Source organism: Streptomyces sp. NPDC057877 (assembly GCF_042796855.1).
Classification (GTDB): domain Bacteria; phylum Actinomycetota; class Actinomycetes; order Streptomycetales; family Streptomycetaceae; genus Streptomyces.
This window is the reverse complement of the sequence record NZ_JBHVMS010000009.1, coordinates 213,838-240,490: the sequence shown is the minus strand read 5'-3', so window position 1 is coordinate 240,490 and position 26,653 is coordinate 213,838. Positions and strand designations below refer to the sequence as shown.

The following is a 26,653-nucleotide window of genomic DNA, read 5'->3' as shown; positions in this document are numbered from 1 at the left end:
GAGCAACGTGATTGAGACGTCAGACACCTCGATCAACAGCTCGGGGGCCTCGCTCGTTGCGCTTGTCGGCCCATCACCCGATCGGTGGCGACCTCGAAGAAGCTCATTGACTCAAAGGGGAACGAAATTGACACGCTCTGATCCTCTCTCCTATTGATCAGAAACGCATTGGTTCATTCGTCGAGGAAGAGCTCTTCGATCCTCAGGTCGAAGAGCTTGGCGAGACGGAAGGCGAGGGGAAGGCTTGGGTCGAATCTTCCTGTTTCGATGGCGTTGATCGTCTGCCTGGACACGCCGACATGCTGAGCCAGGTCGGCCTGCGTCCAGCCCCGCTCGGCGCGAAGGTCCGTGATGCGGTTCTTCATCGGTATCGGATCTTGCCGACGACGAAGGCGACCACAAAGACGATTCCCATGAGCGCGGGGAGGACGGCGATATTGACGTCGCGGGCGACGAGGCTGGCGTCGTCCGTAACGACATAGGTGAATCCGAGGATCCACCCCACGCCGAGGGTGACCGCCAGCGCATCCTGCATGATCTTCCGTTGCAGCTCATCGAGCGCGCGGAGAAAGCGCGTGAAGGCGACGATCCAGCCGGTGCCGGCGGCGAGATTGGCGGCAACGGCGGCCCAGCCCGCCACCCGCTGTGGCGGATCCCATAGGAGTTGCGGGCCGAACTTGGCCAGGGCAAGGGTTGCCGCCCAGGCGAATGTCCAGAGCACGAGCCGAGCGCTCGCCTTGATCTCGTTAGGCGTTTGCACGGGTGCCACCCCCCGGTGCGATGTCAAGGACACTTGACACGCTACGAGGCGCCGCGCCTTGATGTCAAGTGTGCTTGACATCAAGTGCCGTCTGGTCAGTCATACTGATCAGAAGTGTCTTGGGTTCACTCGTCGAGGATGTAGCGGACGTGCGGGGCTTTGAAGTAGCCGGTGACGACGTGGGGCTGGCGTTGTCGACGGCGAGTTCGGACTGGTTCCTGGCCCGGTGGGTGTGGGGCAGGCTGCGTTTGAGGTCGGCGTTGACCAACTCGTCGGGGTCCAACTCGGGTGAGTACGAGGGCAGGAAGTGCAGCTCGATCTCGTCCTTGTGGTCAGCGAGCCAGGCCCGGACGGTCTTGGAGCGGTGGGCCGAGTGCCGGTCGACAATCAGGTGGACCTTCCGGTCGAAGTGCCCGACGAGCCGGGCGAGGAAGCGGCACATGACCTTCGCGTCGAACGACTCGGTGAAGACCATGAAGTGCATCCGGCCGCGGGTGCTGATCGTGGACATCGCGTTCACGGAGAACCGGTTCCCGGTGCGACGGACGACCTGAGTCTTCCCCTGCTCACCCCAGGTGCGGCCGGTGACCTGGTCCGAGCGGACGCCGACCTGGTCGGCGAAGAGGACTTCACCGTTCTCCGCTTTTGCCCTGGTCCGGATCGCTGGCCAGGTCTCCTCGCGCCAAGCGCGGACCGCCTCCGCATCCTGCTCGACGGCCCGCTTGTCCGGACGTTGGAAGGTCAGCCCCCACCGCTTGGGGTACTTGCCCACGCCGGGCTCCGTGAAGCGGACCCGATACAGCTTGAAAAGCAGCGCGCCTATCAGCCCCCGTGTCCACAGCTGACCGGATAACCCCAGGCCGGAGGGGTGTGATCGAGGACGGTCTGCCACACTGCGGCCTGCTCGGCCTCGGACAGCACCTGGTGTTCGCCGACGCGGCGGCCTCGCGGACGGGACAGCAGCGCATCCCGGCCGCCGGTCCGCCATTTCGCCCACCAGTTGTCCACGGCCTTGACCGACACCTTGAACAGGGCAGCGACCTCTGCCCGGTCCCGGCCCTCCACCAGCGCGGACACCGCCAGCAACCGCACAGCCTCCTGCGCGTCCGGCGACCAGGTCCGTGCATCCCCCACCAGCTCACTCACGCAGGGTCAACGAGCCTGAACCCAAAGCGTTTCGAATCAATAGAGCGCATGCAGCCGATCGGCGCGGGCCGCGTCGAGGAACTGGCGGGCCTCGGTCGCCGTCAAGGGCTGGAAGCGCCTGGGCCTGGTTGCGGTGGTCTTGACGTTCCGTGCGACGTTGCGGGCCAGCTCGTCCTCGCGGACGGCGTGTTCCAAGGCAGACTTGAGCACTGAGTGCACGTAGGTCACGGTCGACGGGGACAGTGAGCTCTTTCCAACCTCACGCTGACGCGTGGTGAAGGACGAGGACGGCCTTCACGATGTTGGTGATGCGGTTGGTGCTGCAGCGGAGTTTCCGCAGGAGCCGCCAGCCCTTGAGGGTGGCCATGGCCTGTTCACCGACACAGCGGATCTTGGCGTGGGTGGTGTTGTGGCGGCGCTTCCATCGCTTGAGGTGGCGGCCCCGGAACGGGACGCGGACAGGTCTGCCGGCTCCTTGATACGCCTTATCCGCCCAGCATGTGAGGCCCGCTGCGGCGAGGGCGTCGATGATCCCGTGTTGCCGGGCGGCGGTCAGGTCGTGGGTCGAGCCGGGCAGAGCCGGTGAGGCCCAGAGCAGACGGCCGAACGGATCGGTGAGGACCTGGACGTTCATGCCGTGGCGTTTGTGTTTCCCGGAGTAGTACGGGGTGTCGGCGGCGATGCGGTCGATGGGCAGCAGGGTTCCGTCGAGGATGACGAACGCCTTCGTCCGGATGGTCTTCATCGCCTCGGTCAGGGTCGGGGCGAGGGCCGCCAGGACCTCGATGACCTCACGGATGTAGCGGTAGACGGTTGCGATCCCTATGCCGAACCCGGCCGCGAGTTGGGCGTAGGTGTCACCGCACCGCAGGTGGGCCAGGACGAGCAGGGCCTGACGTGCCACGGGAAGCCTTCGCCACCGAGTCCCGATGCCCTGGCGCCTGGCCGTCAGTTGTCCGGCCAGGAACCGCAGAGTGCGGGTGGACAAGTCGATCGAGGACGGGTAGACAAGCACGCGAAGCTCCTGGCGGACACGGGTGATCTTGGTCGAGAACCCGTCTACCAGGAGCTTCGTCGCTGTGCAGGACTGTCCAACTCGCGGTCAGAGCAGCCAGCTTGGAAGATGCTCATTGTCCCGGGCGGCGCCGCATCCGCACCCCGGGCGGCATCCGCATCCCGTGCGGTGCCGCAACGGGCCATCGGTCACCGCTGCGGCCCCATGCAGGCGCGCATTCCGGCCACCCGGACCAGGCCCGGCCAGGATGCACGCCTGCAGGCCTCTCAGTCCGGCGACACCGGTCAGCGGAGGGGGACGTTCAGTTCCGCGCCGCCCGCGAAGTCGATCGTCTGGAACGCGGTGTTGTAGTTGTTGTAGAGGGTGTCGACACCGTCGATGACGAGGGCGAGCCGGTTTCCGGCGGGGACGTCGTAGGCGGTGGAGTACATCTCGACGTCGAGGGTGAACGGCTGCCCCGGCGTCTTGCCGTGGAAGCTCACGGGGCCGTGGCTGACCAGCTCGCCGATGCCGAGCCCGTTGACGCTGTAGAGGTAGGCGACCACCGTGCCGTCGGACCGGTTGCTGGTGACGGTCGCGCGCATGGTCGGCGTGCCGCGTACCTTCTGGACGGTGTCATAGCGCTCGGTCTGCCAGACGGCCGCGCTGATGCTGGGCAGCAACGGGATGGACACCGTCGGGGAGACCCGGGCGAACTGGTCCAGCATGCTGGACAGGAAGGAGATGCCGGCGTTCGCGCCGGACTCCAGCTGCGGGAGGATGTCCTCGTCGTCCGTGAACCGGAGGTTCTGCGTGCGGCTTGGGACGGCGGCCCAGCTCGCGTAGCCCTCGTACTCGCCGCCGGAGCGCGACTTGAGCTGGACGGGCTCCTCGGCGTCGATGCCGTTCTGGACGCCCTTGAGATGGTGGTCGAACCAGCGGAAGGTGTTGTTCCAGACGTCGTTGGGCAGCCCGAGCAGGCCGAGGCCCTCCGCGGTGGCGTGGTCGCCGGGGCGCAGCTCCAGGCGCTTGGGGCCGCTCAGCTTCTCGTAGAAGGACGCGTACTGGTTGGGGGCGAAGAACGAGTCGCCCCATGCGTTGGCCAGCATGATCGCGGTGTCGTTGGTGTTGAGCTGGGCCACCTGGTGGGCGACGGAGCGCTGCTCTGCCCAGGGGATGACCTCCTCGATGCGGTCGGTCTTCCCGCTGAGCATGATCTCCATCTTCTCGGCGGCCTCGGCGCTGGGCCGGCCCGTCGCGTAGCCGAGGCTGGCGAGTATCGCGGTGGCCTGCGTGTGCTGTGTCTCGCCCTTGTACAGGGACTCGACGAGGTCCGCCCAGCCGCTCATCGCGGATACGGCGTCGACGCGGGCGTCCTGGGCGGCCGTGAGCAGGCTGATGCCCGCGCCGTAGGAGACTCCGGCCATGCCGATCAGCTCGGGGTCCGCGGCGGTGTTGGCCAGGGCCCAGTCGATGACCTTGCGGGCGTCGGCGACGTCTTTGGGACCGGCCACCTCGATCTCGCCCTCGGACTGCCAGAAGCCGCGTACGTTGTACGAGACGACGACGTAGCCCTTCTCGGCCAGCTTCGTCGCCTGTGCGATGTACTCGATCTGTGGCATCGCCCAGCTCGTGGGGAGCACGATGACCGGGTAGTTGCGGCTGGTGTCGGTGGGGGCGACGACGTTCGCGGCGAGTGTCACGCCCTCGTAGCCGGCGATGTCGACGAAACGCGTCGTGGTGGGAAGCGTCTGGGAGGCCGTGGCGGCCGTCGGGGCCTCGACGGCCTGCGTGACGGGTGCGAGGCTGATCCCCGTTCCCGTCACGATAGCGGCCGTCAGCGCGGTGGCGGCGATGCGGGATCTGTGGGGACGGAGAGGGGCGGTGGGGGTGATGCGGCTCATGTGACGCGACTCCTGGACTCGGTGCCGTCTGCAGGTGGGGATCGGCACGCAGCGGAAGTACGCCCGCCGGGCCCGATGCCGACGGGTTCTCGCCTCGTTACCCGCCCGCGAACCGAGGGTTACCGGCAGGTAAGTCGTCGCTCCAGGATGGGGCCGAGTCGGCCAGGATCCGCTTGGTTCCACCGTTAGAAGTTTTCGGGGGAGTTGGTGACAGGTCACAAAGAATCGGGGGCGTCATACGCCGCCATAGCCGCCTGCACCCGTGCCAAATCCGCTGGTCGGGTCGCGTCGAGGCCCGTCAGAGCAGTGATCCGCCGCAGCCGGTAGTCCAGGGTGTTGGGATGGACGCTCAGCCGCTCGGCAGCGCCGCGCCGGTCCATGCCGCTGGACAGATAGGCCCTGAGCGTCGCCAGCAGTTCAGGCTTCCCGGCCAGCGGTGCGAGCAGCGAGGAGAGCTGTGCCAGTGCGGGCCCGGGACGGGTCAGCTGGTACTCCAGCACCACGTCCGTCAGCCGGTACGGCCCCGGTGGGCGGCCCACGGCCTGCGCGACCTTGCGGACGTCGTCGGCCAGCCGTGCCCCGTTGCGCACACCGTCCGGCGCCGCGATCACGATCCCCGCGGTGATCGTCGCACCCGACACCCGCATCATGTGCCCGAGGACGCTGTCCACCCACTCCGCCATGGCCTCCGGTACGTCACCGGCCAACCCGGCCGCGCCCTCGCCGGTCGGCTCGCCCGGAACCGGGAGCAGGGCCAGACCACCGTCCACGGACAGCGCCGACAGCACCACTCCGCTCACGTGCCGCTCCAGCTCCATCCGCAGCCGCCGCAGTTTGCGACGCCCGGCGATCACCGGGTCCACGCCGGGCGTCCGCTCGTCCGGATGCGCGTCGACGGCCAGGCTTAGCACGAGGAACCGCGCCGGCAGAGCGATACCGGCCCGGTCGGCCGCTTCCCGCGCGGGTGAGCCCGCCAGCAGCGCTTCCAGCAGCGCCTGCTGGGCGAAGTGCTCGACACCGAACGCCGCCTGCCGCTCCTGGAAATAACCTCCCACGCCGGCCGCCGTGACGCGCTGCAGGTACTGCATCAGCACCCGGTTCAGCGCGAGGACGTCCTGTACGTCCTGCGGCCTCACCGACGGCGCCAACGTGTCGATCACCACCTGCGCGCCCAGGTGGTAGGCACTGATCACCGAGTCGAGCATCAGCCCCTCCTCGGCACGGTGAGCCGCCGCCTCCCGGATGACGGCGAGCCGCTCACGCCCCGGCAGCTCCCCGGTGCGCAGCACCTCGGCGAAGCCGTGAATGCCTTGGTACGCCACCCTCATGGTCTCGTTGCGCAGTTCCTCCGAAGGCAGCGCGCCGTACGCGGGCAGCTGGCCCACGAGCTCGTCCACCACACGCCTGGCGAGGTCACGGGCGTTTGCCGAGAGCTGCCGGTGCACCGGTACTCCGCCGAAAGAGAGGTCCGCGAGGTGAGGATCGGTCACACGACGACTGTCGCAGACGGCGATTGTGCGGTGGCGGATTTGAGGTGATGGTCACAGTGGCGGAGACCAAGGTTCAGCGGTCGGTTGCTCCGGAGACCTCGGTTGGGGCGAGGAGCCGTCGGTGGAAGAGGTCGAGGACCTTGCGGGTGGGTTGGCCGGGTTCGTCGATGAGGTGCTGGGTCAGGACCAAGTGCAAGGGAATCAGGCCGTCCGGGTTTGCCGTGCTGTCGTCGAGGACGAAGCTCCTGGTAGACGGGTTCTCGACCAAGATCACCCGTGTCCGCCAGGAGCTTCGCGTGCTTGTCTACCCGTCCTCGATCGACTTGTCCACCCGCACTCTGCGGTTCCTGGCCGGACAACTGACGGCCAGGCGCCAGGACATCGGGACTCGGTGGCGAAGGCTTCCCGTGGCACGTCAGGCCCTGCTCGTCCTGGCCCACCTGCGGTGCGGTGACACCTACGCCCAACTCGCGGCCGGGTTCGGCATAGGGATCGCAACCGTCTACCGCTACATCCGTGAGGTCATCGAGGTCCTGGCGGCCCTCGCCCCGACCCTGACCGAGGCGATGAAGACCATCCGGACGAAGGCGTTCGTCATCCTCGACGGAACCCTGCTGCCCATCGACCGCATCGCCGCCGACACCCCGTACTACTCCGGGAAACACAAACGCCACGGCATGAACGTCCAGGTCCTCACCGATCCGTTCGGCCGTCTGCTCTGGGCCTCACCGGCTCTGCCCGGCTCGACCCACGACCTGACCGCCGCCGGGCAACACGGGATCATCGACGCCCTCGCCGCAGCGGGCCTCACATGCTGGGCGGATAAGGCGTATCAAGGAGCCGGCAGACCTGTCCGCGTCCCGTTCCGGGGCCGCCACCTCAAGCGATGGAAGCGCCGCCACAACACCACCCACGCCAAGAACCGCTGTGTCGGTGAACAGGCCCTGGCCACCCTCAAGGGCTGGCGGCTCCTGCGGAAACTCCGCTGCAGCACCAACCGCATCACCAACATCGTGAAGGCCGTCCTCGTCCTTCACCACGCGTCAGCGTGAGGTTGGAAAGAGTTCAGTCGCTTCTGGCAGCACTTGCCGATCGCGCAGCACTTCTTCTGTTCGGTGTCGAGTGCCTGGGTGCAGCACTGGCAGGTGGTGCGGAATCGGTCGAGGAAGGTGCGGACGTCCTTGGCGGTGAGGCGGGCGATCTTCTTGGTGCCGAGGCCGGGGATGAGGTGGAGGCGGACGCAGGTGGTGTAGCGGGTGTGGGTGTTCTCGCGGACCTGGAGGACGCCGTAGGAGAAGCCCCATGACCGCTCTCAGTAAGAAGCCAGGAAGGTGCGGCCCCTGTCGCCAGTCCGCGTACAGCCCTACACTCCGGGGCGAAACCGCCAACTCCCTTGCCTGTCAGGGGGATTCGTGCCCGACAGTACCTCCGCAGGAGCCGCGCGGGGTAGCCCCGGCGACGCGCGGACGCTCGCGCTGCGCGCTGAGGTCGAACGGCTCATCACCGAGGCGCAGATCGGCGCACGGCGGGCGCAGCGCCGCGCCAAGCTGTGGCACGCGGCCTATCTCAGCCTGGGTTTCCCCGCGGCGGTCCTCGCCGGAATCTCGGGCGCGGCAGGTCTGGCCTCCGCCGGGGCGCGCGTCCCGGCGGCCATCCTGGCACTGCTGTCCGCCGGTTTCTCGGCCGGGTCGACGTTCCTCCGGGCGGACGCCCGCCACATGACCAACCTCCGCCGACGCTACGCCTGGCAGAACCTGGAAACCCGCGCCCGCCTCGTCCTGGCCTACGACGCCTACGAGGGCCCCGAGCACCTCCACGCCGCCCTCGTGGGCCTGCACGAACTGCGCACCGCCGTCCCCTCCAGCGCCCTGATCCTGGCCGAACAACAGGCATCCGCGATCCCCACGCCACCGCTGCCTACGGTCCACCCGTCGACGCTCACGGCCCCACCAGCCCCACACCTGGCCATCCCGACCCAGACGGCACACCCACCCGTGATTCCCTCGCCGCCGGGCCCCACCGGAGATCGCCGGGAGTGAACGCCTGGACCATGGGGGTGTCGTGGACGTCAGGCCTTACCCCGGAGGTAATCGCCTCCACCTGCCAACGCTGGCAGGGTTGGCGATCTCACCGCGTCGCAGGACGCGGACCTGGACGGAGAGGGTCAGTCATGTCCACAGCCGCATCTACGGACACGCGTACGGTAGTTGAGGAGTTGCTGCGCAGGATCGGCGGCGGCGATCCCGAGCGCATCGCCGAGCTGTATGCCGAGCGGGGTGACTGGAAGCTCGACTGGCCGGAGGCCGAGCACGGTCGTGCGGCCACGCCGTGGATCCGGCACCGGTCCACCCGTACTGACGCGGCGGCCCACTACCGGGAGCTGGCCGAGTACCACGTGGCGGAAGACGTGGCGACTGAGGTCGAGCGCATCCTTGTTGACGGCAACGACGCCGTCGTGCTCGGCGAGATCCGGCAGACGGCCCGGCCCACCGGGCGTGCGTACCGGGCGCGGTTCGCGCTGCATCTCACCGTCGAGGACGGTCTTGTCACCCGGCACCACGTGTATGAGGACAGTCTCGCCGTCGCCCAGGCGTTTGAGGTGGGGAGTCGGTGACGGTCACCGGCGTGCTGGTGGTGGAGGGCGGTCGCCTCGGCTCCGGCGTGCTGGTGAGAGAGGGTGGTCGCCTCGGCTTCGGCGCCCCCTGCCGCGCGGATGCCGTACCCGCGCGGCAGGGGGCGCCGGACTCTACCCGAGCGTGAGCATCGCCTCGGCGACCTCGTCGGCCGCCGCAGCGGGGAGTGCGGTGGCGGTCTCCTCGAGGACGAGCAGCCGTGCCCCGGGGATCTCGCGTGCGATCGCCTCGCCGTTGCCGACGGGGAAGAAACGGTTGCGGCGACCGTGGACGACGAGTGCGGGGACCTTGATCTCGGGCAGGCGCTCGCGCCAGCGGGGTGCGCAGTCGAGCCGGGAGAACACCATGCCCAACTGGTTGGCCAGCTGGACCGCGGCTCCGGTGCCGGGCGTGCGGTCCCAGACGCGCGCGGCGTTCGCGCGGGCGGCGGCGGGGTCGTCGCCGAGGATCTCCGCGCCGACGGCGGCGAACTCCGCCACCGCCTCGCGGTCGGTCCAGTCGGGCCCCGGACGCGCGAACAGCCGCTTCATCGTCGCCGGGTCGTGGTCGGGGAGGTCGTCGTCGGGCGGGCCGGGGGCAACCGGGCGGGTGCCGACCAGGGTGAGCGCCGAGAACGTGCCCGGATGGTCGAGCACGGCCACCTGGGCGACCATCCCGCCGACACCGATCCCCGCGAGGTGCGCGGGCCCACCGCCGAGCGCGTCAGCCAGGGCCGCCGCGTCGGCGGCGAGGTCACGCAGGGTGTAGGCGGGCGCCTGGGGGTCCGCCGTCGTGGACTCCCCGCTGTCACGCAGGTCGTAGCGCACCACACGGCGCCCGGCGGCGGCGAGCCGTTCGCACAGCGCGTCGGGCCAGGAGAGCATCGTCGTCCCGCCCGCGAGCAGGACGAGTGGCGCGTCGTCGTCACCGAACGACTCGATGCCGAAGGCGATGTCATGGGCGATGATTCGAGTCATGCCAGGGCAGACCCGATCCCCCGCCCGAACTCATCGCTCACGCCCAGACGACGTCGCGGGACCACCGGGACGGTGCGGCGTCCCGGCATGCCGTCGGACTCGGTAGGGTACGGACCCGGCGTGGCAGGTGTCGGTGAGGGGGGAAGCGTGGCGTACCTGGTCGAGTTGCCCGTGTCCGGGGCGGGCGGTGAGGGGGAGGGGTCCGCCGCATTGTCGGTGAAGGTCCAGGTCGACGAGGCCGCGGACGGGCTGGTGCAGGTCGCGCGTCCCGGGCAGGTCGTGGCGCGGGCGACGCGGTCGCTGGGCGACATGCTCGCCGGGATCCGGCCCGTCGCGGAGAACTTCGTCGACGGGTTCCGTGACATGGCACGGCAGCCCGAGGAGATCGGCGTCGAGTTCGGCCTGTCCCTGTCGGCCGAGGCGGACGTGGTGATCTCCCGGACAAGCGGTCAGGCCAACTTCAAGGTCACCCTGACCTGGCGCAATCCCCCGTCCGGCGAACCGGCGGCGGACGCGGCGGGATGACAGGGCCCGCGTTACCTCCCGAGCGGGCCATGGGTCCGGGCCCGGCCGTCCTACGGGTCCGCGACGGTCGCGGGCAGCCCGTCGGCGTTGCCTTCCTGGTCTCCGACACGCTCGCCCTGACCTGCGCGCACGTGGTCCACGCGGCCCTGGGCACGGCGGGCGACGCGGCGCCTCCCGCTTCCGCCCGGATCCAGGTCGACCTGCCCCTCGTACCCGCCCCGCAGCCCGACGGCGGAGCGCCCGCGACCGCGGCCGGTGTCGAGCACTGGGTGCCGCCCCGGGCACCCGGCGGGGGAGCACCGGTGCCCGCCGCCCGCGCCGGGGCACCGTCCGGGCGAAGGCGCGACGCCGATGTCATCGAGCCCGCCGACGTTGCCGTACTACGGCTGGAGGCGCCGCTCCCGGGAGCGGTCCCGGTGCGGTTGGTGGACGCGGACGTCCTGTGGGGGCACCCGGTGCGGGCGTTCGGGGTGCCCGCCGGACGGTCCGGTGGTGTCTGGCACGCGGGGGTGTTGCGGGGGCGGCAGGCCGATGGCTGGGTGCAGGCCGATCTCGTCGGTGACGGCTATCCGGTGTCGCGGGGTTTCAGCGGTGGGCCGGTGTGGGACGACCGGCTGTCGGGCGTGGTCGGCATGGTCACGGTGGCCGAGTCCGGGCAGCCCCCGGTCAGTTACCTGATTCCCACCCGCGGGCTGCTGGCCGTCCGGCCCGAGCTGCGCGCGGTCACGCTGCCGCCCTCGCCGTTCCGTGGGCTGTCGGCGTTCCAGGAGACGGACGCGGCGGTCTTCCACGGCAGGCGGGCCGAGAGCGACGAGGTGGTGCGGGCGCTGACCGTCGAGCACCGGGTCACCGTCGTCGGACCGTCGGGGTCCGGCAAGTCGTCGCTGGCCCTGGCCGGGGTGGCGCCTCGGCTGCGCGCGGAAGGCGCTCAGGTGGTGGTCCTGAGGCCGACGCCCGGCAGCAGTCCGCTTACCGCCTTCGCCGCGGCACTGCTGCCCCTGCTGGAACCCAACCTGCCCGAGGCCGAGCACCCCGACCGGATCGCGGAACTCGCCGAACTGCTGCGCCGCCAGGGCCCGGCGGATGTCGTGGCGCGGCTGCTCCACCTGCGGCACGCCAGCACACTGCTCGTCATCGTCGACCAGTTCGAGGAGGCCCTCGCCCTGGAACCGCACACCGTCGACGAGTTCGCCGACCTGCTCACCGGCGACACGCTGCCCGACACCGTCCGGGTACTGATCACACTGCGCGCCGACTTCCTGGAGCCGGTGCTGACCCATCCGCGGTTCGGCCCCGGGATCAGCGGGCACCTGCACGCGCTCGCCCCACCGGGCCCGGAGCAACTGCGCGAGATCGTGACCGCTCCCGTCGACGCCGTACCCGGCGTGTCCTACGAACCGAACCTCGCCGCACGCATCCTCGCCGACACCGGCCCCGGCCCGGGGGAGCTGCCGCTCCTCGGCCTCACCCTCGACCTGCTGTGGCAGCGGCAGGAAGGCGGCCTGCTGACGCACCGGGCGTACGAGGAACTCGGCGGTGTCACCGGCGCGTTGGGCGAACACGTCGATCAGGTCTGGGACGCGTGCGTGCCGCCGGAGGACGAGGAGGCGGCCAGGCGGCTGTTCACCCGGCTCGTCCGGATCCCGACCGGCATGCCCGCGCCCACCCGCCGGATGGCACTGCGCACCGAGCTGGGCGACGGGGAGTGGCGCGTCGCGCAACGGCTGGCCGGGACCCGGCTGCTGGTCGTCGGCAGCAACGCCGAGGGCACCGAGACCGTGGAACTCGCCCACGAGGCGCTGATCGGCGGGTGGCGCAGACTGGCCGACTGGACCAGCGGGGACCGGGCCTTCCTGGAGTGGCGGGCCGCGCTGCAACAGGACCTGGACCGTTGGGGGCAAGCCGAGCGCGCTCCTCAGCTGTTGCCGACGGACCTTCAACTCGCCCAGTCGGCAAGATGGTTGAGCGAGCGGCCCGGTGAACTGACCGACGCGGAACGGCACTATCTGGACGCCGGTCGCGCGCACCGCCGTACGCGGGTCCGCAGGCGGCGGGCGCTGCTGTCGGCGGTCAGTCTCGTCGTCCTGCTGGTCCTGGTGGCCCTGTTGTCGTTCCACGTCACGCGCGAGGAGAGCCGGGAACGCGCGGCACAGGCCGCGTCCCGCGCCCTGGCCGTCGCCGCCGAGGACGAGACACGCACCGAACCGGCCCTCGGCGTCCTCAAGGCGCTCGCCGCCCACCGGACCGCGTCCACGCCGGAGGCGCACAACGAACTCCTCCGGCAGTACCTGCGGTACCAGGGCTACGACCGGGTGCTGTCCGGCGTGCTGGGCACGGTCAGGCAGTTCACCACCAGCGCGGACGGCGACGTCGTCCTGGCCACCTCGCACCTGGGCCGGGCCGTCCTGTACGTCGGCGCGACCTCCGGCCCGGTACGCAGCGCCCAGGTGCCCTCGACCGGGCAGGTCCTGGAGGTCGCGGTGTCCGCGGACGGCAGGCGCGTCGCCTACGTCCAGGCGGACGGCAAGGCCGTCTGGTTCGAGGTGGACCCCGACGCCGACGACCTGCTCGGCCCGGTGCACCGGCTGCCCGACGCGCCGGGCACCGGCGTCAGCTGGGACCCGTCGGTGCGCCCCGCGATGTCGGCGGACGGCCGCCTGTTCGCCGCGCGCGTCCGGGGCCGTCTGGTGTGGTGGAACCTGGACAGCGACACGCTCGCCGGTGACGTGCCCGCGCCCCAGGACTTGACCAACGCGCTCTGGTTCGGCCCGGACGGGAGGACGCTGCTGACGACGGTCTACACGGCGGCGGGCGCGCAGGCCCTGAATTCCGTGGACATGGAGACCGGCCGCGCCACGCGACTCCTGTCCGAGGTCCAGGAGATCTACCTGTCCGGGGACCGCCGCACCGCCGTCGTGTGCCGTGAGGAGAACGACCAGTCCGTCGTCAGCCGTCATCGGATCTCCGACGGTGCCGCCATCGGCCGCCCCTACCGCGAACGGGACGAGGCGTACACCACGGCCCTCTGCACGGTGTCCGCCGTGGACGCGACCGGGCGGCGCGTCGCGCTGAGCTGGGCCGAGGAAGTGCGCCTGATGGACCTGGACACGGGCGAGGCGATCTCCAGTGTTTCGCTGCCGGAACCCGCCTCCACCGACTTCACGCCCGCACCCCTCCTCTCCGAGTCCCACGGCAGGCTCACCTACGCGGGCGGGCAGGGCTCGATGATCGCCTTCGTGGACCTGTCTACCGGCGGGAGGCCGCCGAAGGCCGCTCAGGAACGGCTCACCGCCGACGGCAAGCGGACGATCCTCGTCCTCGCGGACGGCTCCCGCATGGAGCTGCGCCCGGCCGACCCTGAGCGCAGCGGGCGCGTCCTCGCGCGGGCGACACGCGCGAAGCCGTACTGGTTGCCCGAGGAGACCGACGTGCCCGTCCTCCACGACACCGGCGGGCTCGTCGCCGACCGCGAGGCGCGGAACGTGGTGGTCGTCCGTGACACGTCGACGCTGCGCGAGGTGGCCACCGTGACCGCCGTCCGCCCGCCAAAGACCCCGCACGGCACCCGAACCGTCCGGGACCTGGACGTGAGCGGGGCGCTCAGCTTTCGCGATCAGAAGCACGAGTTCCGCTACCACTTCGACCACACCGGCCACCTGCTGACCGTCTCCGGCACGGTCGTCCAGCAGTGGGACCCGCGCACGGGCGTGCAGACCGCCCGCTTCGACGCCGGTGCGCTGCGCCCCGACGACGAGCCCGACGCGCTGATGACGATCGCCCCCTATCCCGAACGGAACAAGGTCTCCGTGATCGTGCGGGGACAGCCCGGCATCCGCGTCGTCGACATCACGGACGGACGGATCACGGACCGCATTCGCACCGAGGGCGAGGTCCTCTCCGTCCAGTTCGCCTCCGACGGCCGGTATTTCGCGGTCATGCGGCCCGAGACGGGACTGGAGGTGTGGCAGCGCGGAGACTCCCCACGCAAGGTGATCGGCCCGCTGAGCACCATCGGCGAGAACAGCATCACCCCCTACCGTGCCGTCTTCCTCGACGACGACCGCTTCCTGATCGCCGCCGAAAACGCCGTACGCACCTACCGGATCGGCGGACGCGGCTACGACGAGTCGTATGTGCTCGACCCATCGACTACGGGGGAACTCTCCTTCATGGACGTGTCCCGGGACGGAAACACCGTGATCAAGGGCGCCTTCGAGGAAACGGGCAGCGCCCTGGTCCTCGATCCCGAGGTGTGGGCGCGGGAGTTGTGCCGTCTCGTCGGCGGCCGGGCGTTCACGGCGGACGAGCGCGACGATCTCCCGGCGGAGGCGGAGACATGGCGGCTGTGCCCGTAGTGCCACAGGTTTGGAGATACGACAGTTGTGCCCGTAGTGCCACAGGTTTGGAGACACGACAGTTGTGCCCGTAGCGCCACAGGTTTGACGACGAGGGACCGAATGAACGGGGGACGCATGGCGTATCTGGTCGAACTACCCGTGTCCACGGCCGGTGGCGCCCCGGGCGTGGCACCGCGGGGCAGGACGGACACGGTCCGGGTGCAGATCGAGGAGGTGTCCGACGCGCTGGTCGAGGTCGCCCGGCCGGGGCGGGTCGTGGCGCGGGCGGCCCGGTCGCTGGGCGACATGCTCGCCGGGATCCGGCCCGTCGCGGAGCACTTCGTCAGCGCCTTCCGCGACCTGCCGGACGGCCCCGACGAGATCCGCGTCGAGTTCGGCCTGACCCTGTCCGCCGACGCCGACCTGGTGATCTCCCGGAGCACCGGACAGGCCAACCTCACGGTCACCCTGACCTGGCAGCGGCCGTCGGACCGGGCGGCGGAATGACGACGGCACAGGAGCCGCACCGGCAACCGGCGGCCATCGGCCCGAAGGCCCTGGACAGGGCGCTGCTGCGCATCCTCGACGCACGCCGCCAGCCCGTCGGCGTCGGCTTCCTGGTGTCCGACACGGTCGCCCTGACCTGCGCGCACGTGGTCTCCGCCGCCCTCGGCCCACCGGCCGACACACCACCGGAACCCGGCGCGCGCGTCCTGGTCGACCTGCCGCTCGTGCCCGGCGCGCCGCAGGCGGAGGCGGTCGTCGAGCTGTGGGTCGCGCCCGCGGGCACGGCCTCCGACGTCGCCGTGCTGCGGTTCGCGGCCCCGCTGCCGGGCGCGGGGCCCGTGCGGTTGGTGGACGCGGACGTCCTGTGGGGACACCGGGTACGGGCGTTCGGGGTGCCCGCCGGACGGTCCGGTGGTGTCTGGCACGTGGGGGTGTTGCGGGGGCGGCAGGCCGATGGCTGGGTGCAGGCCGATCTCGTCGGTGACGGCTATCCGGTGTCGCGGGGTTTCAGCGGTGGGCCGGTGTGGGACGACCGGCTGTCGGGTGTGGTCGGCATGGTCACGGTGGCCGAGTCCGGGCAGCCGCCGGTCAGTTACCTGATCCCCACCGGCGGGCTGGTGGCCGCCTGGCCCGAACTGGGCCCCCTCGTGCTGCCGCCCTCGCCGTTCCGCGGACTCGAGGCCTTCGGGGAGGCCGACGCCGAGATCTTCCACGGCAGGCGGAACGAGAGCGACAGGGTCGCACGGGCGCTCGACGAGCAGCAGTGGGTCACCGTCGTGGGCCCTTCCGGTTCCGGCAAGTCGTCGCTCGCCCTCGCCGGTGTGGCGCCACGGCTGCGTGCGCGGGGAGCCCGCGTCGTCGTCATGCGGCCCGCGTCCGGGAGCAGCCCCCTCGCGGCCCTCGCCGCCGCGCTGCTGCCCCTGCTGGAACCCGACCTGCCCGAGACCCGCCGCCTCGCACGCCTACCCGAACTCTCCGGCGAACTGCGCCTCAACGGCCTCGCGGAGACGACGGACCGCCTGCTCGAAGTCCAGGGCGCCAGTCGACTCCTCGTCGTCGCCGACCAGTTGGAGGAACTGCTCCAGCAACCCCCGGACGCCGTACGCGAACTGGCCGACCTGCTGTTCGCCGCCGACGCCCTGCCTCCCGCCGTACGCGTACTCGCCACCTTGCGCGCCGACTTCCTCGAACCCGTCCTCGGCCACCCGCAGCTCGGCCCCGTCACCGGCCGCCACCTGCACGCCCTCGCCCCGCTCGGCGAGAACGGGCTGCGCGAGATCGTCACCACCCCCGTCGACACCCTCCCGGCCGTCTCCTACGAGCCCCATCTCGCCGCGCGCATCCTCGCCGGCACCGGCACCGGACCGGGCGTCCTGCCGCTCCTCGCCCTCACCCTCGACCTGCTGTGGCAACGGCAGGAGGACGGCGTACTCACCCACCGCGCGTACGACGAACTCGGCGGTGTCACCGGTGCGCTCGGCAACCACGCCGAACGGGTCTGGGCCGAACACGTGCCGCCCGCCGACGAGGCGACGGCCCGCCGACTGTTCACCCAGCTCGTCCGGCTGCCCCTCGGATCCGCGGTGGCCACCCGGCGCCTCGCCCGGCGTGACGACCTCAGCGAGGACCAGTGGCGCATCGCCCAACGCCTCGCCGCCCACACCCGGCTCCTCGTCACCGACCGCAGCGCCGAGGGCACCGAGACGGTGGAACTCACCCACGAGGCGCTGATCGGCGAGTGGGACAGACTCGCCGCGTGGGTGGCCACGGACCGCTCCTTCCTCCGCTGGCGGGAGACCGTACGGCACGAGATGGACCGCTGGCAGGAGGCGGACCGGGCCCCCGAACACCTGCCGACCACCGCGGCGATGGCCGGAGCGGAGCAGTGGCTGCCCGACCGTGACGCCGCCCTGAGCGAGGCCGAGCGGGACTACCTGGCCGCGGGCCGCACCCACCGCCGCGCCCGCGCCCGCCGACGCCGGGCCCTGTTCTCCGGACTGGCCACGGCCCTGTCCCTCGCCCTGGTGCTCGGCATGCTCTACGTCGTCGAACGCCGCAACAGCCGGGAACGCGCCGCCCTCGGCGCCTCCCGCGCCCTGGCCACCGCCGCACAGGACGCCCATGCCAGCGACCCGGCCCGCGCCGCGCTGCTCGCCCTCGCCGCCTACGACACGTCCCCCACCCAGGAGGCCGAGAACGAACTGCTGCGCCAGTACCTCCAGTACACCGACTACGAACGGGTGCTCTCCGGCGGACTCGGCGACCCCGTCTTCGACAAGAGCCGCGACGGCGACGTCGTCCTGGCGGCGTCCAGACGCTCCGGAGCCACCCTGTTCGTCCACGCCCTGACCGGACCGGTACGCACCGTGCGCGTGCCGTCCACCGACAGGGTCCAGTACGTCATGGTGTCCGCCGACGGGAAACGCGCCGCCTACCTGCAGTACGACGGCAAGGCCGCCTGGTTCGAGGTGCGCCCCGACGCGGAACGCCCCGCCGGACCCCTGCACCGGCTCCCCGACGCCCCCGGCATCGGCACCAACTGGAGCGACACCGTCACCCCCGCGATGTCCCTCGACGGCACGATGATCGTCGCGCACGTCCGCGAACGCGTCGTCCGCTGGGACCTGGACAGCGGCCCGCACGGCACCCTTGCCGGGACCCTCCCCGCGCCGAAGGGCATCGAGTTCAGGATGTGGCCCGCCCCCGACAACCGGACGCTGCTCGTCCCCGTCTACAAGCGGTTCCGCGACTTCGGGCAGGGCGAGAAGGGCAGCCTGCTCGCCCTCGACCTCGTGACGGGCGAGAGCCGGATCGTGGTGCGCGCCGACGCCGACCAGATCCGCATCTCCGGCGACCGGACCCGCGCCGTGCTGTGCCATGTACGGGGCGACACCGCCGAGGTCACCGTCCACCGGGTCAGCGACGGCTCCCGAGAGGGCATCGCCTACCGGGAGGAGGACGCGGACTTCGCGGCCGACGCCTGCCTGGTGCAGTCCGTCGACCGTTCCGGCCTCCGCGTCGCCCTCAACTCCCCCCAGGGCCTCAGCGTCGTCGACCTGCGCGACGGCACGGTCCTCTCCCGCAACGGCCTGCCCCCCACGACCTCCTCACTGGCCACGAGCAGCCCCTGGCTCGTGGAGGCCGACGGTCGGCTCTCCTACGTCCGCCACGACGAGTCGATGATCGGGTTCGTCCCACTGCGCCCCGGCCACTGGTTCCTCGACGTCGCCCAGCAACTCCTCACCCGCGACGGCAAGTACACGATCACCGTCCTGGCGGACGGCTCCCGCCTGCAACTGCACCACGCGCGCAAGGAGAGTGCCCGCGTCCTCGCCGACGTGCCGCGCCGCAAGCCCCACTGGGTGCCCCAACGCGTCGAACCCCTCGCCCTGGACCGCACCGGACGGCTCGTCGCCGACCGCGAGGGCGTGAACATCGTCACCGTCCGCGACGCCACCACCCTGCGCCGCACCACCACCGTCACCGCCACCCAGCCCCCGCGCCTGCCCGACTCCGAGCCGTCGAACGCGGACATCGACATCGGCGACGGCGGCACCGACCGACCCGCCTACGACTTCACCTACTTCTTCGACCGCGACGGCAACCTCGTCACCGTCTCGGGAACCGTCGTCGAACAGTGGGACCCGCGCACCGGCAGGCGACTCGCGCGTCTCGACGCCGCGCCGCTCCGCACCCGGGCCAAAGGCGCCAAGGACGCGGATCTGATGATCGGCCCCTACCCGGCGAAGAACCAGGTCGCCGTCGTCGTCCTGGACCGGCCCGGCATCCACATCGTCGACCTCACCACCGGACGCACCACCGAGACCGTGCCGACCGGCGACGACATCCTCGCCACCCAGTTCGACCCCACCGGCAGGTACTTCGCGATCCTGCGCCGCGGCTCGGTCCTCGAACTGTGGCGACACGGTGACCCACCCCGCAAGGAGATCGGCCCGCTGCGCAGCATCGCCGAGTCGCTGTCCACACCGTACGCCGCCGGATTCCTGGAGGGCGGGGACCGCTATCTGGTCGCGGCGAACAACGCCGTACGCGTCCACCGGCTCGGCGAGCCCGGCTACGAGACCTTCTACTCCTTCACCGGCCCACCCGACAGCGCACTCGACGGGCAGCACGCCTTCCTGCACGCCTCCGCCGACGGCAGCTCCGTCCTGCACATCGGCCCCGACGGCTCCGGCGGGCCCCTCCACCTGGCACCGGGCCGCTGGTACCGCGAGCTGTGCGCCATCATCGGCGACCGGGAACTCACCCCCGGCGAGGTGGACCTGCTCCCCGCCGATCCACGGACCCGGAAACCCTGCGCCGAGGACGACTGAGCCTCGGCGCGCACCCTGACTACCCGGCCACCGCCGGACGAGGGGACCGGTCCCGCGGATCCATCAGGCAGCGCAGGAGCAGGAACGCGCGCACGGGGAGCTGGAGGGTGCGCCCTCGGACGGAGACGTGGGAGCCCGCCACGTCGAGTTCGACATCGCCGACGACGATCGCGGCCGTGGCCTCCGCGGTGCCGTCGTGGCAGACGACCGGCCCACCGCTCGGCGCCGTGGTCGGGCGGGGTGCCCTCAAGTTCCCGCGCTCAGGGAAGTACGCCCGCCGTGGCGCGCGCGGCGTCCCGCAGCCGGGCGGCGTCCTTGCTGGGGGGTGCGCCGAACTGACGGCGGTACTCCCGGCTGAACTGTGACGGGTTGTCGTACCCGACGCGGCGGCCGACGCCCGTGACGTCGCCCGGATGGGTGGCGAGCAGCAGCCGGGCCTCCTGGAGCCGGATCTGCTTCTGGAACCGGATGGGGCTCATCGCGGTCACCGCCTGGAAGTTGCGGTGGAACGCGGAGACGCTCATGCCGGACATCCGGGCCACGTCCTCCACCCGGAACGGCTCGTCGTAGTGCTCGCGGATCCAGCGCACCGCGCGTGAGACATGGCTGAGGCTGCTGTCGGCGAGGCCGAGCTGGCGTACCGTCGCGCCTTGCTCGCCGGTGATCAGCCGCCACAGGATCTCGCGCTTGACCAGCGGGGCGAGGACGGCCCGGTCGCGCGGTTCGTCGAGCAGACGCAGCAGCCGGACCACCGCGTCCAGCAGCGCGGGCGGAGCGTCGCTGACGGCGATGCCCGACGGCGCGGCTCCGCCGGTGCGGGGCGTGTCCCCGGGCCCGGCGTGCAGCAGCAGCTCGGCCACGGCGGACGGTTCCAGGAGGAGACCGAACCCCAGCGCGGGCTGGTCGGGGTCGGCCTGGGTGAACTGTCCGGTGACCGGCAGGTCGACCGACGCGACCAGGTACTGCCCGGCCCCGTACGCGTACACCCGGTCGCCCAGGGCGAGCCGCTTGGCGCCCTGGGCGATGACCGCCAGCACGGTGCCGGACATCGAGGGCGCCGGGGGGTCGGGCCGGTCGACCTTCGAGATGAGGACGCCGTCGATGGCGGTGGTCCAGTCGGGCCGGACATGGCGGGCCAGCAGGGTGCGCAACTCGTCGAGGTGCATGCGTCCATTGCACCACCACCCCGGGCGCTCGCTCCCGAACGCGAGAGGATCGTGCAAGTCCGAGCGAGCATCGTTCTAACGTTTCCGCAGGTCACGCCGCTTGAATGGAGTCATCGCACTCCATTACGGCGAAGGAAGACAGCCATGATCGTCAATTACGGTTTCCAGGCCACCCTGACCGCCAAGCCCGGACTGGGCGGCCAACTGGCCGACCTGCTGCTGACCGGTCTGGACGAGGGCAGCCCGGGCGCCAGCGAACACTGCGTCGTCTACCTCGTCTCCCGCTCCGCGTCGGACCCCGACGTCGTGCACGTCACCGAGGGCTGGACCAGCGAGGAGGACCACCACCGGATCTTCGCGGGCGAGGCCGCCCAGGCCATCGTCGCGCGGATCGGCGGACTGCTGGCCAAGGAGTCGGAGTTCAGCGACTACGTGCCGGTACGCGGCAAGGCCGCCTTCTGACCCCCTGCGCTGATCGCCCCCCTCCTCACGATCACGAAAGGCACCTCCCGACATGACCACCACGCGCCCCGCCCTCGACCCCGAACTGCGCGACCTGCTCACCGACATGCCCCTCATGTCCCAGCTCACCCCGGAACTGCTCGCGCAACTGCGCCAGTACCCCTCGACACCCGTCGAGTCGCTCCTCGAGCACCGCCAGGTCGACCGGCGCGAGATCACCGTCCCCGCCAGGGACGGCGCCGCCATCCCCCTGACGGTCCTCAGCCCCGCCGGTCGGACCGCCGCCGCACCCTGCGTCTACTGGATGCACGGCGGCGGCATGGTGATGGGCGACCGCTTCTCGCAGCTCGACATCCCGCTGGAGTGGCTCGACGAGTTCGGCGCGGTCGTGGTCTCCGTGGACTACCGCCTCGCACCGGAGGCCACCGGCACCACCCTGGTCGACGACTGCCACGCGGGACTGCTCTGGATCGCCGCACACGCCACCGAACTCGGCATCGACCCCACCCGGATCGTCGTCGCCGGTGCCAGCGCGGGCGGCGGCCTGGCGGCCGGGGTCACCCTGCTCGCCCGCGACCTGGGCACCCCGGCCATCGCCGCGCAGATGCTGATCTGCCCCATGCTCGACCACCGCAACACCAGCACCTCCAGCCGCCAGTACTCCGGCGAACCCGGCGTCTGGACCCGCGAGATGAACGAGTTCGGCTGGCGTTCCGTCCTGGGCGACCGCACCGACGCCGAGGTATCCGCTTACGTCTCACCCTCCCTGGCCGACGACCTCTCGGGCCTGCCGACCACCTACGTCGACACCGGCTCCGCCGAGGTCTTCCGCGACGAGGACACCGACTACGCCACCCGCGTCTGGGCGGCCGGGGGACAGGCCGAACTCCACGTCTGGGCGGGCGGATTCCACGGATTCGACGCGCTGTACCCGCAGGCCCACATCTCCGCCACGGCCCGCCGCACCCGCACCGACTGGCTGGCCCGGGTCCTGGCCGCCACCCCCGAGGCATGACAGTGACACCCCAGAAGGAGACGACTATGAGGATCGCCATCGTCACGGGCGCCAGCTCCGGCATCGGCCGGAGCGCCGCGATCGAGATCGCCAGGCGCGGCACCGGAGTCATCCTGACCTACGGCGCCAACGCGCGGGGCGGGCAGGAGACGGTCGCCGCCATCGAGAAGGCGGGCGGCACGGCCGTCGCCCTGCCGCTGGACGTCGGCGACACCGGCACCTTCGCGGCCTTCCGCGACGCGGTGGCCGAGGCGCTGCGCGCCACCTGGCGCCGTGACACCTTCGACTACCTGGTCAACAACGCCGGTATCTCCCACGCGTCCCTGCTCGAGGACACCACCGAGGACACGTTCGACCGGCTCATGCGCGTCCTGCTCAAGGGGCCGTACTTCCTGACACAGCGACTGCTGCCGCTGATGGCCGACGGCGGGGCCATCGTCAACACGAGCAGCAACTCGACCGCCATGGCGGGACTCGAGCCCGGCTACTCGGCCTACGCGTCGATGAAGGGCGGCCTCGACGTACTGACCCGCTACATGGCCAAGGAGTTCAGCCCCCGGGGCATCCGCGTCAACGCCGTCGCACCGGGATCGACCCGCACCCGGATCGCCGACGACGCCTTCACCCGGTTCCCCGAGGTCGTCCCCGTACTGGCCGCGAAGACCGCGCTCGGCCGGGTCGGCGAACCCGACGACATCGGCGCGGTGATCGCGACCCTGGTCTCCGACGAGAGCCGCTGGATCACGGCCCAGAACCTCGAGGTGTCGGGCGGCTACAACCTCTAGCGGCCCGTACGTCCGTAGGCGTCCGCGGCGTACTCCCACAGTCGGTCCGCCGTGGCCGGGTCCAGGGCGTGGGCTGCGACGCCTCCGGGCTCGTCGGAGTCGTCCGGCAGGACAGGTGCCTCCTGGTTGTCCTCGAAGTAGCGTCCGGTGACGCCGTCCAGGAGGGGTGAGGCGGCCAGCAGCACCGAGGTCGCCGCGCCCTGGGCGGGGGTCTTGTAGTAGGGCAGCGGTGTCAGGTTCCCCTCGCCGTCCATGACACCGAACGCGCGCAGGGTGTCGTCGTCGAGATGACGCTGGAGGTTGGTGAGGACGTACCCCGGGTTCAGCGCGTTCGCCGTGATGCCGTCGGCCGCCCAGCGCCGGGCCGCCCCCACCGCGTGAAGCACACCGGCGGTCTTGGACTGCCCGTAGGCCACCCAGGGGTCGTAGGGGCGCCGGGCGAAGTGCGGGTCGTCGAAGTCGAACGGCGTGCCTCGGTGGGCGCCCGAGCTGACGACCACGATGCGCGCGGTACCCGACTCCCGCAGCGGGGCGTGCAGGCCGGTGGCGAGGGCGAAGTGGCCGAGGAAGTTGGTGGCGAGCTGGGTCTCCCAGCCCTGGGGCGTGAGCGTCCGCTCCGGCAGGGCCATGATCCCGGCGTTGGCGACGAGGATGTCCAGCGGCCCCCGCCAGGCCCGTACGAAGGCGTCGACCGACGCGAGGTCCGACAGGTCGAGCGCCGCGGCCCGCACCTCGCCCGCGCCGGGCCGGGCGGACAGCTCGCGGACGAGCGGCTCGGCGGCCTCCGGACGACGGGTGACGACCGTGACCCGCGCTCCCGCGCCCGCCAGCGCCCGTACGGTCTCGGCGCCGATGCCGGAGGAGCCCCCGGTCACCACGGCGTGCCGTCCGGTGAGATCGACGCCGTCGACGATGTCTGCTGCGGTGGCGTCACGGTCGAAGGGTGTGACGAGGCGGGTGTGGGTGTCCACGCGGGCGTCCTTTCGGGCAGTTCCGAACAGTCCCCCGTAGTAGGGCTGTCCGCTGTTGTCCCTGCCGACGCTACGACGCAGGTGCTGGACGCTCTATCATCGAAGATCCGAGAAACTTCATCGCGCGTCCGAAAGGCGGCACATGGATCCGCTCGAAGACGTGCTGGCCCTTCTCGACACCCGGAGTCAGCTCTCCACGAGCCTGGTGGCGGGTGGCCGGTGGGCCGTGCGGTTCGAGCCACCGGCCGGGGTCAAGTTCAACACGGTCCGGCGCGGGTCCAGCCTCCTGGAGGTCGACGGGACCGGGGAGCCGATCGCCCTGGCGGAGGGCGACTGCTATCTGCTCACCCGACCGAGGCGCTTCACGCTCCGCAGCGGCCCCGGCGTCGAGCCGGTTCCCGCGGGGCCCGTCTTCGCCCGCGCCGTCGACGGCGTCGCGAGGACGGGCGACGGTGACGACGTGATCCTCATGGGCGGCAGCTTCTCCTTCGGGGCGCACGCCCAGGAACTCCTCCTGGACGCGCTGCCCCCGGTCATCCGGGTGCCCGCCGACACCCCGCAGGCGGGCGCCGTCCAGTGGGCGCTGACCGCGATCGGCGACGAGCTGGCACACCGGCCCCTGGCCTCGACACTCGTGGCCGAGCACCTCGCCGTCGTCATGCTCGTCCACGTACTGCGCCTGCACCTGGCCCGCGAACCCGAGACGGTGTCGGGGTGGCTGGCCGGACTCGCCGAACCCGCGGTCGCCGCGGCACTGACCGCCCTGCACGCCGACCCCGCCCGCCCATGGACCGTCGCCGAACTGGCGCACGCCGCGGCCGTGTCCCGCTCCACCCTCGCCGCCCGCTTCAAGAAGACGGTCGGCCAGAGCCCCCTCGAGTACCTGACCCGCTGGCGCATCCAACTCGCCGCCCGCCGACTGCGCCAGGGCACCGACACCGTCGCCGCCATCGCCCACGCCATCGGCTACGGCTCCGAGAGCGCACTCAGCGTCGCCTTCAAACGCGTCACCGGGATGTCACCCCGCGACTACCGCCGCCAGCCGACCGAGGCGTGAGCCCGGCCCCGGCACCGCGTCCGTGCCGACCCACGGCCCGTCCGATCCGTCGCCGGAGACCGGCAGCCGGTCTGTGCGGGGGACGGGGCACGTACTCGCCGCCGGTCAGCGCGGCCGTCAATGAGGACGGGTCATGGCCTCCAGGTCGCGGTCGAGGCCATCGTGTGACTTTCCTGCGAGTCCCAGGGCCGTCGAGTGCTGTGCGTGGAGGTTCCCCCAGGTCACCGGCTTGGCGTTCCCATGAAGCGTTCATGTTCGTCCAGACCTGGTGCACGGCGGTGCACGGCCGAACGTCGCGCGGTTCGTCCTGCGCGCTACGAGGGGAGCATCATGAGCTTGTTCCGCCAGGGGACCGACGCACGACCCCGGCACCGTTCACTCGAACGAGCTGACGACGGGCCGGTCAGAGCAGCCCGCGCCGGGCGAGGTTGTGCATCAGGGCGCGGACGCCGAACGACCACGGCGCGGCCTGTTCGCTGGTGATGACGGTGTTGGTGAGGGCGCCGAGCCGGGGGCTGGAGATCCGTACGATGTCGCCGTGCTCGTGGGTGAAGCCCCCGCCGGGTGTGTGCCGGTCCTCGGTGGGGGCGAACAGGGTGCCGGTGAACAGCACGAAACCGTCCGGGTACTGGTGGTGCGCGCCGTGCGTGGCGGCCACCAGGTCCAGCAGATCGCGGCTGATCTCGCCCAGGGAACTGCTGCCCCGCAGGACGTAGCCGTCCGCGCCGTCGATGCGCAGGTCGATGTCGAGCCCTCGTACGGCGTCGAGGTCGAAGTCGTCGTCGAGGAGGCGGACGAACGGGCCGATGGCGCACGAGGCGTTGTTGTCCTTGGCGTGGGACAGCAGCAGCGCGCTGCGGCCCTCGACGTCCCGGAGGTTGACGTCGTTGCCGAGCGTGGCGCCGCGCACCCGTCCCCTCGAGTCCACGACGAGGACGGCCTCCGGCTCGGGGTTGTTCCACACCGAGGCCGCGAGCACCCCGATGTCCGCCCCCGTACCGACCGCGGACAGCACCGGAGCCTTGGTGAACACCTCCGGGTCAGGGCCGATCCCGACCTCCAGGTACTGCGACCACAGACCCTCGGAGACCAGCAGTTCCTTGGCCCTGGCCGCCTCCGGGGACCCCGGGCGGACGCCCTCGAGCGCGCCGCCCACCGCCTGCCGGACACGCGCCCGCACCTGGGCGGCCTGCGCGGGATCGCCACCCGTGCGTTCCTCGATGACGCGCTCCAGCAGGCTCCGCGCGAAGGTGACGCCCGCCGCCTTGATCACCTGGAGGTCCACGGGGGCGAGCAGGTGCGGGGCGTCCCGGCGACCGGCGGCGGTCGCCGCCAGGAGTTCGTCCAGGTGCCAGGTGCGTCCGCCCGCGGCCTCGCGGACCACCCTGGCCGCGTCCTCACGTTCCAGCAGGTCGGAGACGGTGGGTGCGAGGGCTGTCAGGTCGACGACCCGCTCCCCGCGCACCGCCGCGACACACGGCCCGCCCCACTCCGGTTCGTGGACACGCGCGACGAGGGCGGCCCGGCCCGCGTCGGTCGGCAGCACGGTGCCGGGGGTGAGGCCGGGGCGTGGGCGGGCTGCTGCGGATTCCACGGGATGCGCTCCTGGAG

At 71.3% G+C, this 26,653-nt stretch carries 22 protein-coding genes and 3 pseudogenes; 11 read left to right on the top strand and 14 right to left on the bottom strand.

Going from position 1 to position 26,653, the window contains the following annotated elements; all coding sequences use genetic code 11:
* Window positions 1–173: 173 nt before the first annotated feature.
* The 8 genes and pseudogenes from ACFVQG_RS27800 to ACFVQG_RS27765 form a co-directional block, all read right to left on the bottom strand.
* Window positions 174–365 carry a helix-turn-helix transcriptional regulator gene (locus ACFVQG_RS27800; protein ID WP_383388510.1) on the bottom strand — a complete coding sequence of 64 codons (192 nt, stop codon included), beginning with the start codon at window positions 363–365 and terminating at the stop codon, window positions 174–176.
* Complete coding sequence (locus ACFVQG_RS27795; protein WP_383388508.1) at window positions 362–760, bottom strand: hypothetical protein; 399 nt, start codon at window positions 758–760, stop codon at window positions 362–364. Before ACFVQG_RS27795 ends, ACFVQG_RS27800 begins: the two co-directional genes overlap by 4 nt.
* 125 nt (window positions 761–885) lie before the next feature.
* Window positions 886–1,846: pseudogene (locus ACFVQG_RS27790) on the bottom strand (IS630 family transposase).
* Between the two features lie 99 nt (window positions 1,847–1,945).
* Window positions 1,946–2,149: pseudogene (locus ACFVQG_RS27785) on the bottom strand (site-specific integrase); the annotation flags it as partial.
* A gap of 16 nt (window positions 2,150–2,165) precedes the next feature.
* Window positions 2,166–2,921 (bottom strand): transposase family protein, encoded by a 756-nt coding sequence (locus ACFVQG_RS27780; RefSeq protein ID WP_383388506.1) that lies wholly within the window; start codon window positions 2,919–2,921, stop codon window positions 2,166–2,168.
* A gap of 284 nt (window positions 2,922–3,205) precedes the next feature.
* Window positions 3,206–4,804 carry a CocE/NonD family hydrolase gene (locus ACFVQG_RS27775; RefSeq protein WP_383388505.1) on the bottom strand — a complete coding sequence of 533 codons (1,599 nt, stop codon included), beginning with the start codon at window positions 4,802–4,804 and terminating at the stop codon, window positions 3,206–3,208.
* A 215-nt stretch (window positions 4,805–5,019) separates the two neighbouring features.
* The gene (locus tag ACFVQG_RS27770; protein ID WP_383388503.1) at window positions 5,020–6,294 is read right to left on the bottom strand and encodes a PucR family transcriptional regulator; all 1,275 of its coding nucleotides are present in this window, start codon (window positions 6,292–6,294) and stop codon (window positions 5,020–5,022) included.
* 73 nt (window positions 6,295–6,367) lie between these two features.
* Window positions 6,368–6,490 (bottom strand): hypothetical protein, encoded by a 123-nt coding sequence (locus ACFVQG_RS27765; protein WP_383388501.1) that lies wholly within the window; start codon window positions 6,488–6,490, stop codon window positions 6,368–6,370.
* Window positions 6,491–6,590: 100 nt separating this feature from the next.
* Here ACFVQG_RS27765 and ACFVQG_RS27760 point away from each other — a divergent pair, with 100 nt between their 5' ends.
* Complete coding sequence (locus ACFVQG_RS27760; RefSeq protein ID WP_383388499.1) at window positions 6,591–7,346, top strand: transposase family protein; 756 nt, start codon at window positions 6,591–6,593, stop codon at window positions 7,344–7,346.
* An 11-nt stretch (window positions 7,347–7,357) separates the two neighbouring features.
* Here the strand turns inward: ACFVQG_RS27760 and ACFVQG_RS27755 are convergent.
* Window positions 7,358–7,573: pseudogene (locus tag ACFVQG_RS27755) on the bottom strand (site-specific integrase); the annotation flags it as partial.
* Between the two features lie 133 nt (window positions 7,574–7,706).
* On the opposite strand from ACFVQG_RS27755, the gene ACFVQG_RS27750 reads away from it, so the two are divergent.
* Window positions 7,707–8,333, top strand: coding sequence for a hypothetical protein (locus tag ACFVQG_RS27750; protein WP_383388497.1), 627 nt, complete (start codon window positions 7,707–7,709; stop codon window positions 8,331–8,333).
* A 131-nt stretch (window positions 8,334–8,464) separates the two neighbouring features.
* Complete coding sequence (locus ACFVQG_RS27745) at window positions 8,465–8,908, top strand: nuclear transport factor 2 family protein (protein WP_383388494.1); 444 nt, start codon at window positions 8,465–8,467, stop codon at window positions 8,906–8,908.
* Window positions 8,909–9,040: 132 nt separating this feature from the next.
* Here ACFVQG_RS27745 and ACFVQG_RS27740 read toward each other — a convergent pair whose 3' ends face one another.
* A complete protein-coding gene (locus ACFVQG_RS27740) occupies window positions 9,041–9,883 on the bottom strand; it encodes an alpha/beta fold hydrolase (RefSeq protein WP_383388492.1) in 843 nt (280 codons plus the stop codon).
* Window positions 9,884–10,030: 147 nt separating this feature from the next.
* Between ACFVQG_RS27740 and ACFVQG_RS27735 the strand changes: the two genes are divergently transcribed.
* The 4 genes from ACFVQG_RS27735 (at window position 10,031) to ACFVQG_RS27720 (ending at window position 19,586) form a co-directional block, all read left to right on the top strand.
* Window positions 10,031–10,408 carry a CU044_2847 family protein gene (locus tag ACFVQG_RS27735; RefSeq protein WP_383388491.1) on the top strand — a complete coding sequence of 126 codons (378 nt, stop codon included), beginning with the start codon at window positions 10,031–10,033 and terminating at the stop codon, window positions 10,406–10,408.
* A gap of 29 nt (window positions 10,409–10,437) precedes the next feature.
* Entirely contained in the window at window positions 10,438–14,763 is a 4,326-nt protein-coding gene (locus ACFVQG_RS27730) for a trypsin-like peptidase domain-containing protein (protein WP_383388489.1), read from the top strand.
* Between the two features lie 102 nt (window positions 14,764–14,865).
* The gene (locus tag ACFVQG_RS27725; RefSeq protein ID WP_383388487.1) at window positions 14,866–15,252 is read left to right on the top strand and encodes a CU044_2847 family protein; all 387 of its coding nucleotides are present in this window, start codon (window positions 14,866–14,868) and stop codon (window positions 15,250–15,252) included.
* On the top strand, window positions 15,249–19,586 hold the full coding sequence (locus ACFVQG_RS27720) for a trypsin-like peptidase domain-containing protein (protein ID WP_383388485.1): 4,338 nt from the start codon (window positions 15,249–15,251) through the stop codon (window positions 19,584–19,586). The genes ACFVQG_RS27725 and ACFVQG_RS27720 overlap by 4 nt, the downstream gene beginning before the upstream one ends.
* Window positions 19,587–19,605: 19 nt before the next feature.
* On the opposite strand, the gene ACFVQG_RS27715 is transcribed toward ACFVQG_RS27720, so the two are convergent.
* Together ACFVQG_RS27715 and ACFVQG_RS27710 are read right to left on the bottom strand one after the other, a co-directional pair.
* On the bottom strand, window positions 19,606–19,836 hold the full coding sequence (locus ACFVQG_RS27715) for a hypothetical protein (RefSeq protein WP_383388483.1): 231 nt from the start codon (window positions 19,834–19,836) through the stop codon (window positions 19,606–19,608).
* Between the two features lie 10 nt (window positions 19,837–19,846).
* Window positions 19,847–20,752: an AraC family transcriptional regulator N-terminal domain-containing protein gene (locus ACFVQG_RS27710; protein ID WP_383388481.1), complete on the bottom strand. Its 906-nt coding sequence runs from the start codon at window positions 20,750–20,752 to the stop codon at window positions 19,847–19,849.
* A 144-nt stretch (window positions 20,753–20,896) separates the two neighbouring features.
* Here ACFVQG_RS27710 and ACFVQG_RS27705 point away from each other — a divergent pair, with 144 nt between their 5' ends.
* Genes ACFVQG_RS27705 through ACFVQG_RS27695 form a run of 3 tightly spaced genes read left to right on the top strand, consistent with a single transcriptional unit; the run spans window position 20,897 to window position 23,014 of the window.
* The gene (locus ACFVQG_RS27705; protein ID WP_383388479.1) at window positions 20,897–21,214 is read left to right on the top strand and encodes a putative quinol monooxygenase; all 318 of its coding nucleotides are present in this window, start codon (window positions 20,897–20,899) and stop codon (window positions 21,212–21,214) included.
* 52 nt (window positions 21,215–21,266) lie between these two features.
* A complete protein-coding gene (locus ACFVQG_RS27700; RefSeq protein WP_383388477.1) occupies window positions 21,267–22,229 on the top strand; it encodes an alpha/beta hydrolase in 963 nt (320 codons plus the stop codon).
* 26 nt (window positions 22,230–22,255) lie between these two features.
* On the top strand, window positions 22,256–23,014 hold the full coding sequence (locus ACFVQG_RS27695) for an SDR family NAD(P)-dependent oxidoreductase (RefSeq protein WP_383388475.1): 759 nt from the start codon (window positions 22,256–22,258) through the stop codon (window positions 23,012–23,014).
* Here ACFVQG_RS27695 and ACFVQG_RS27690 read toward each other — a convergent pair.
* Window positions 23,011–23,985 carry an SDR family NAD(P)-dependent oxidoreductase gene (locus tag ACFVQG_RS27690; RefSeq protein ID WP_383388473.1) on the bottom strand — a complete coding sequence of 325 codons (975 nt, stop codon included), beginning with the start codon at window positions 23,983–23,985 and terminating at the stop codon, window positions 23,011–23,013. The genes ACFVQG_RS27695 and ACFVQG_RS27690 overlap by 4 nt on opposite strands.
* Before the next feature lie 142 nt (window positions 23,986–24,127).
* Here ACFVQG_RS27690 and ACFVQG_RS27685 point away from each other — a divergent pair, with 142 nt between their 5' ends.
* A complete protein-coding gene (locus tag ACFVQG_RS27685; protein WP_383388472.1) occupies window positions 24,128–25,042 on the top strand; it encodes an AraC family transcriptional regulator in 915 nt (304 codons plus the stop codon).
* Between the two features lie 403 nt (window positions 25,043–25,445).
* Here the strand turns inward: ACFVQG_RS27685 and ACFVQG_RS27680 are convergent, their stop codons facing one another.
* Complete coding sequence (locus ACFVQG_RS27680; protein ID WP_383388470.1) at window positions 25,446–26,636, bottom strand: fumarylacetoacetate hydrolase family protein; 1,191 nt, start codon at window positions 26,634–26,636, stop codon at window positions 25,446–25,448.
* Window positions 26,637–26,653 lie beyond the last annotated feature (17 nt).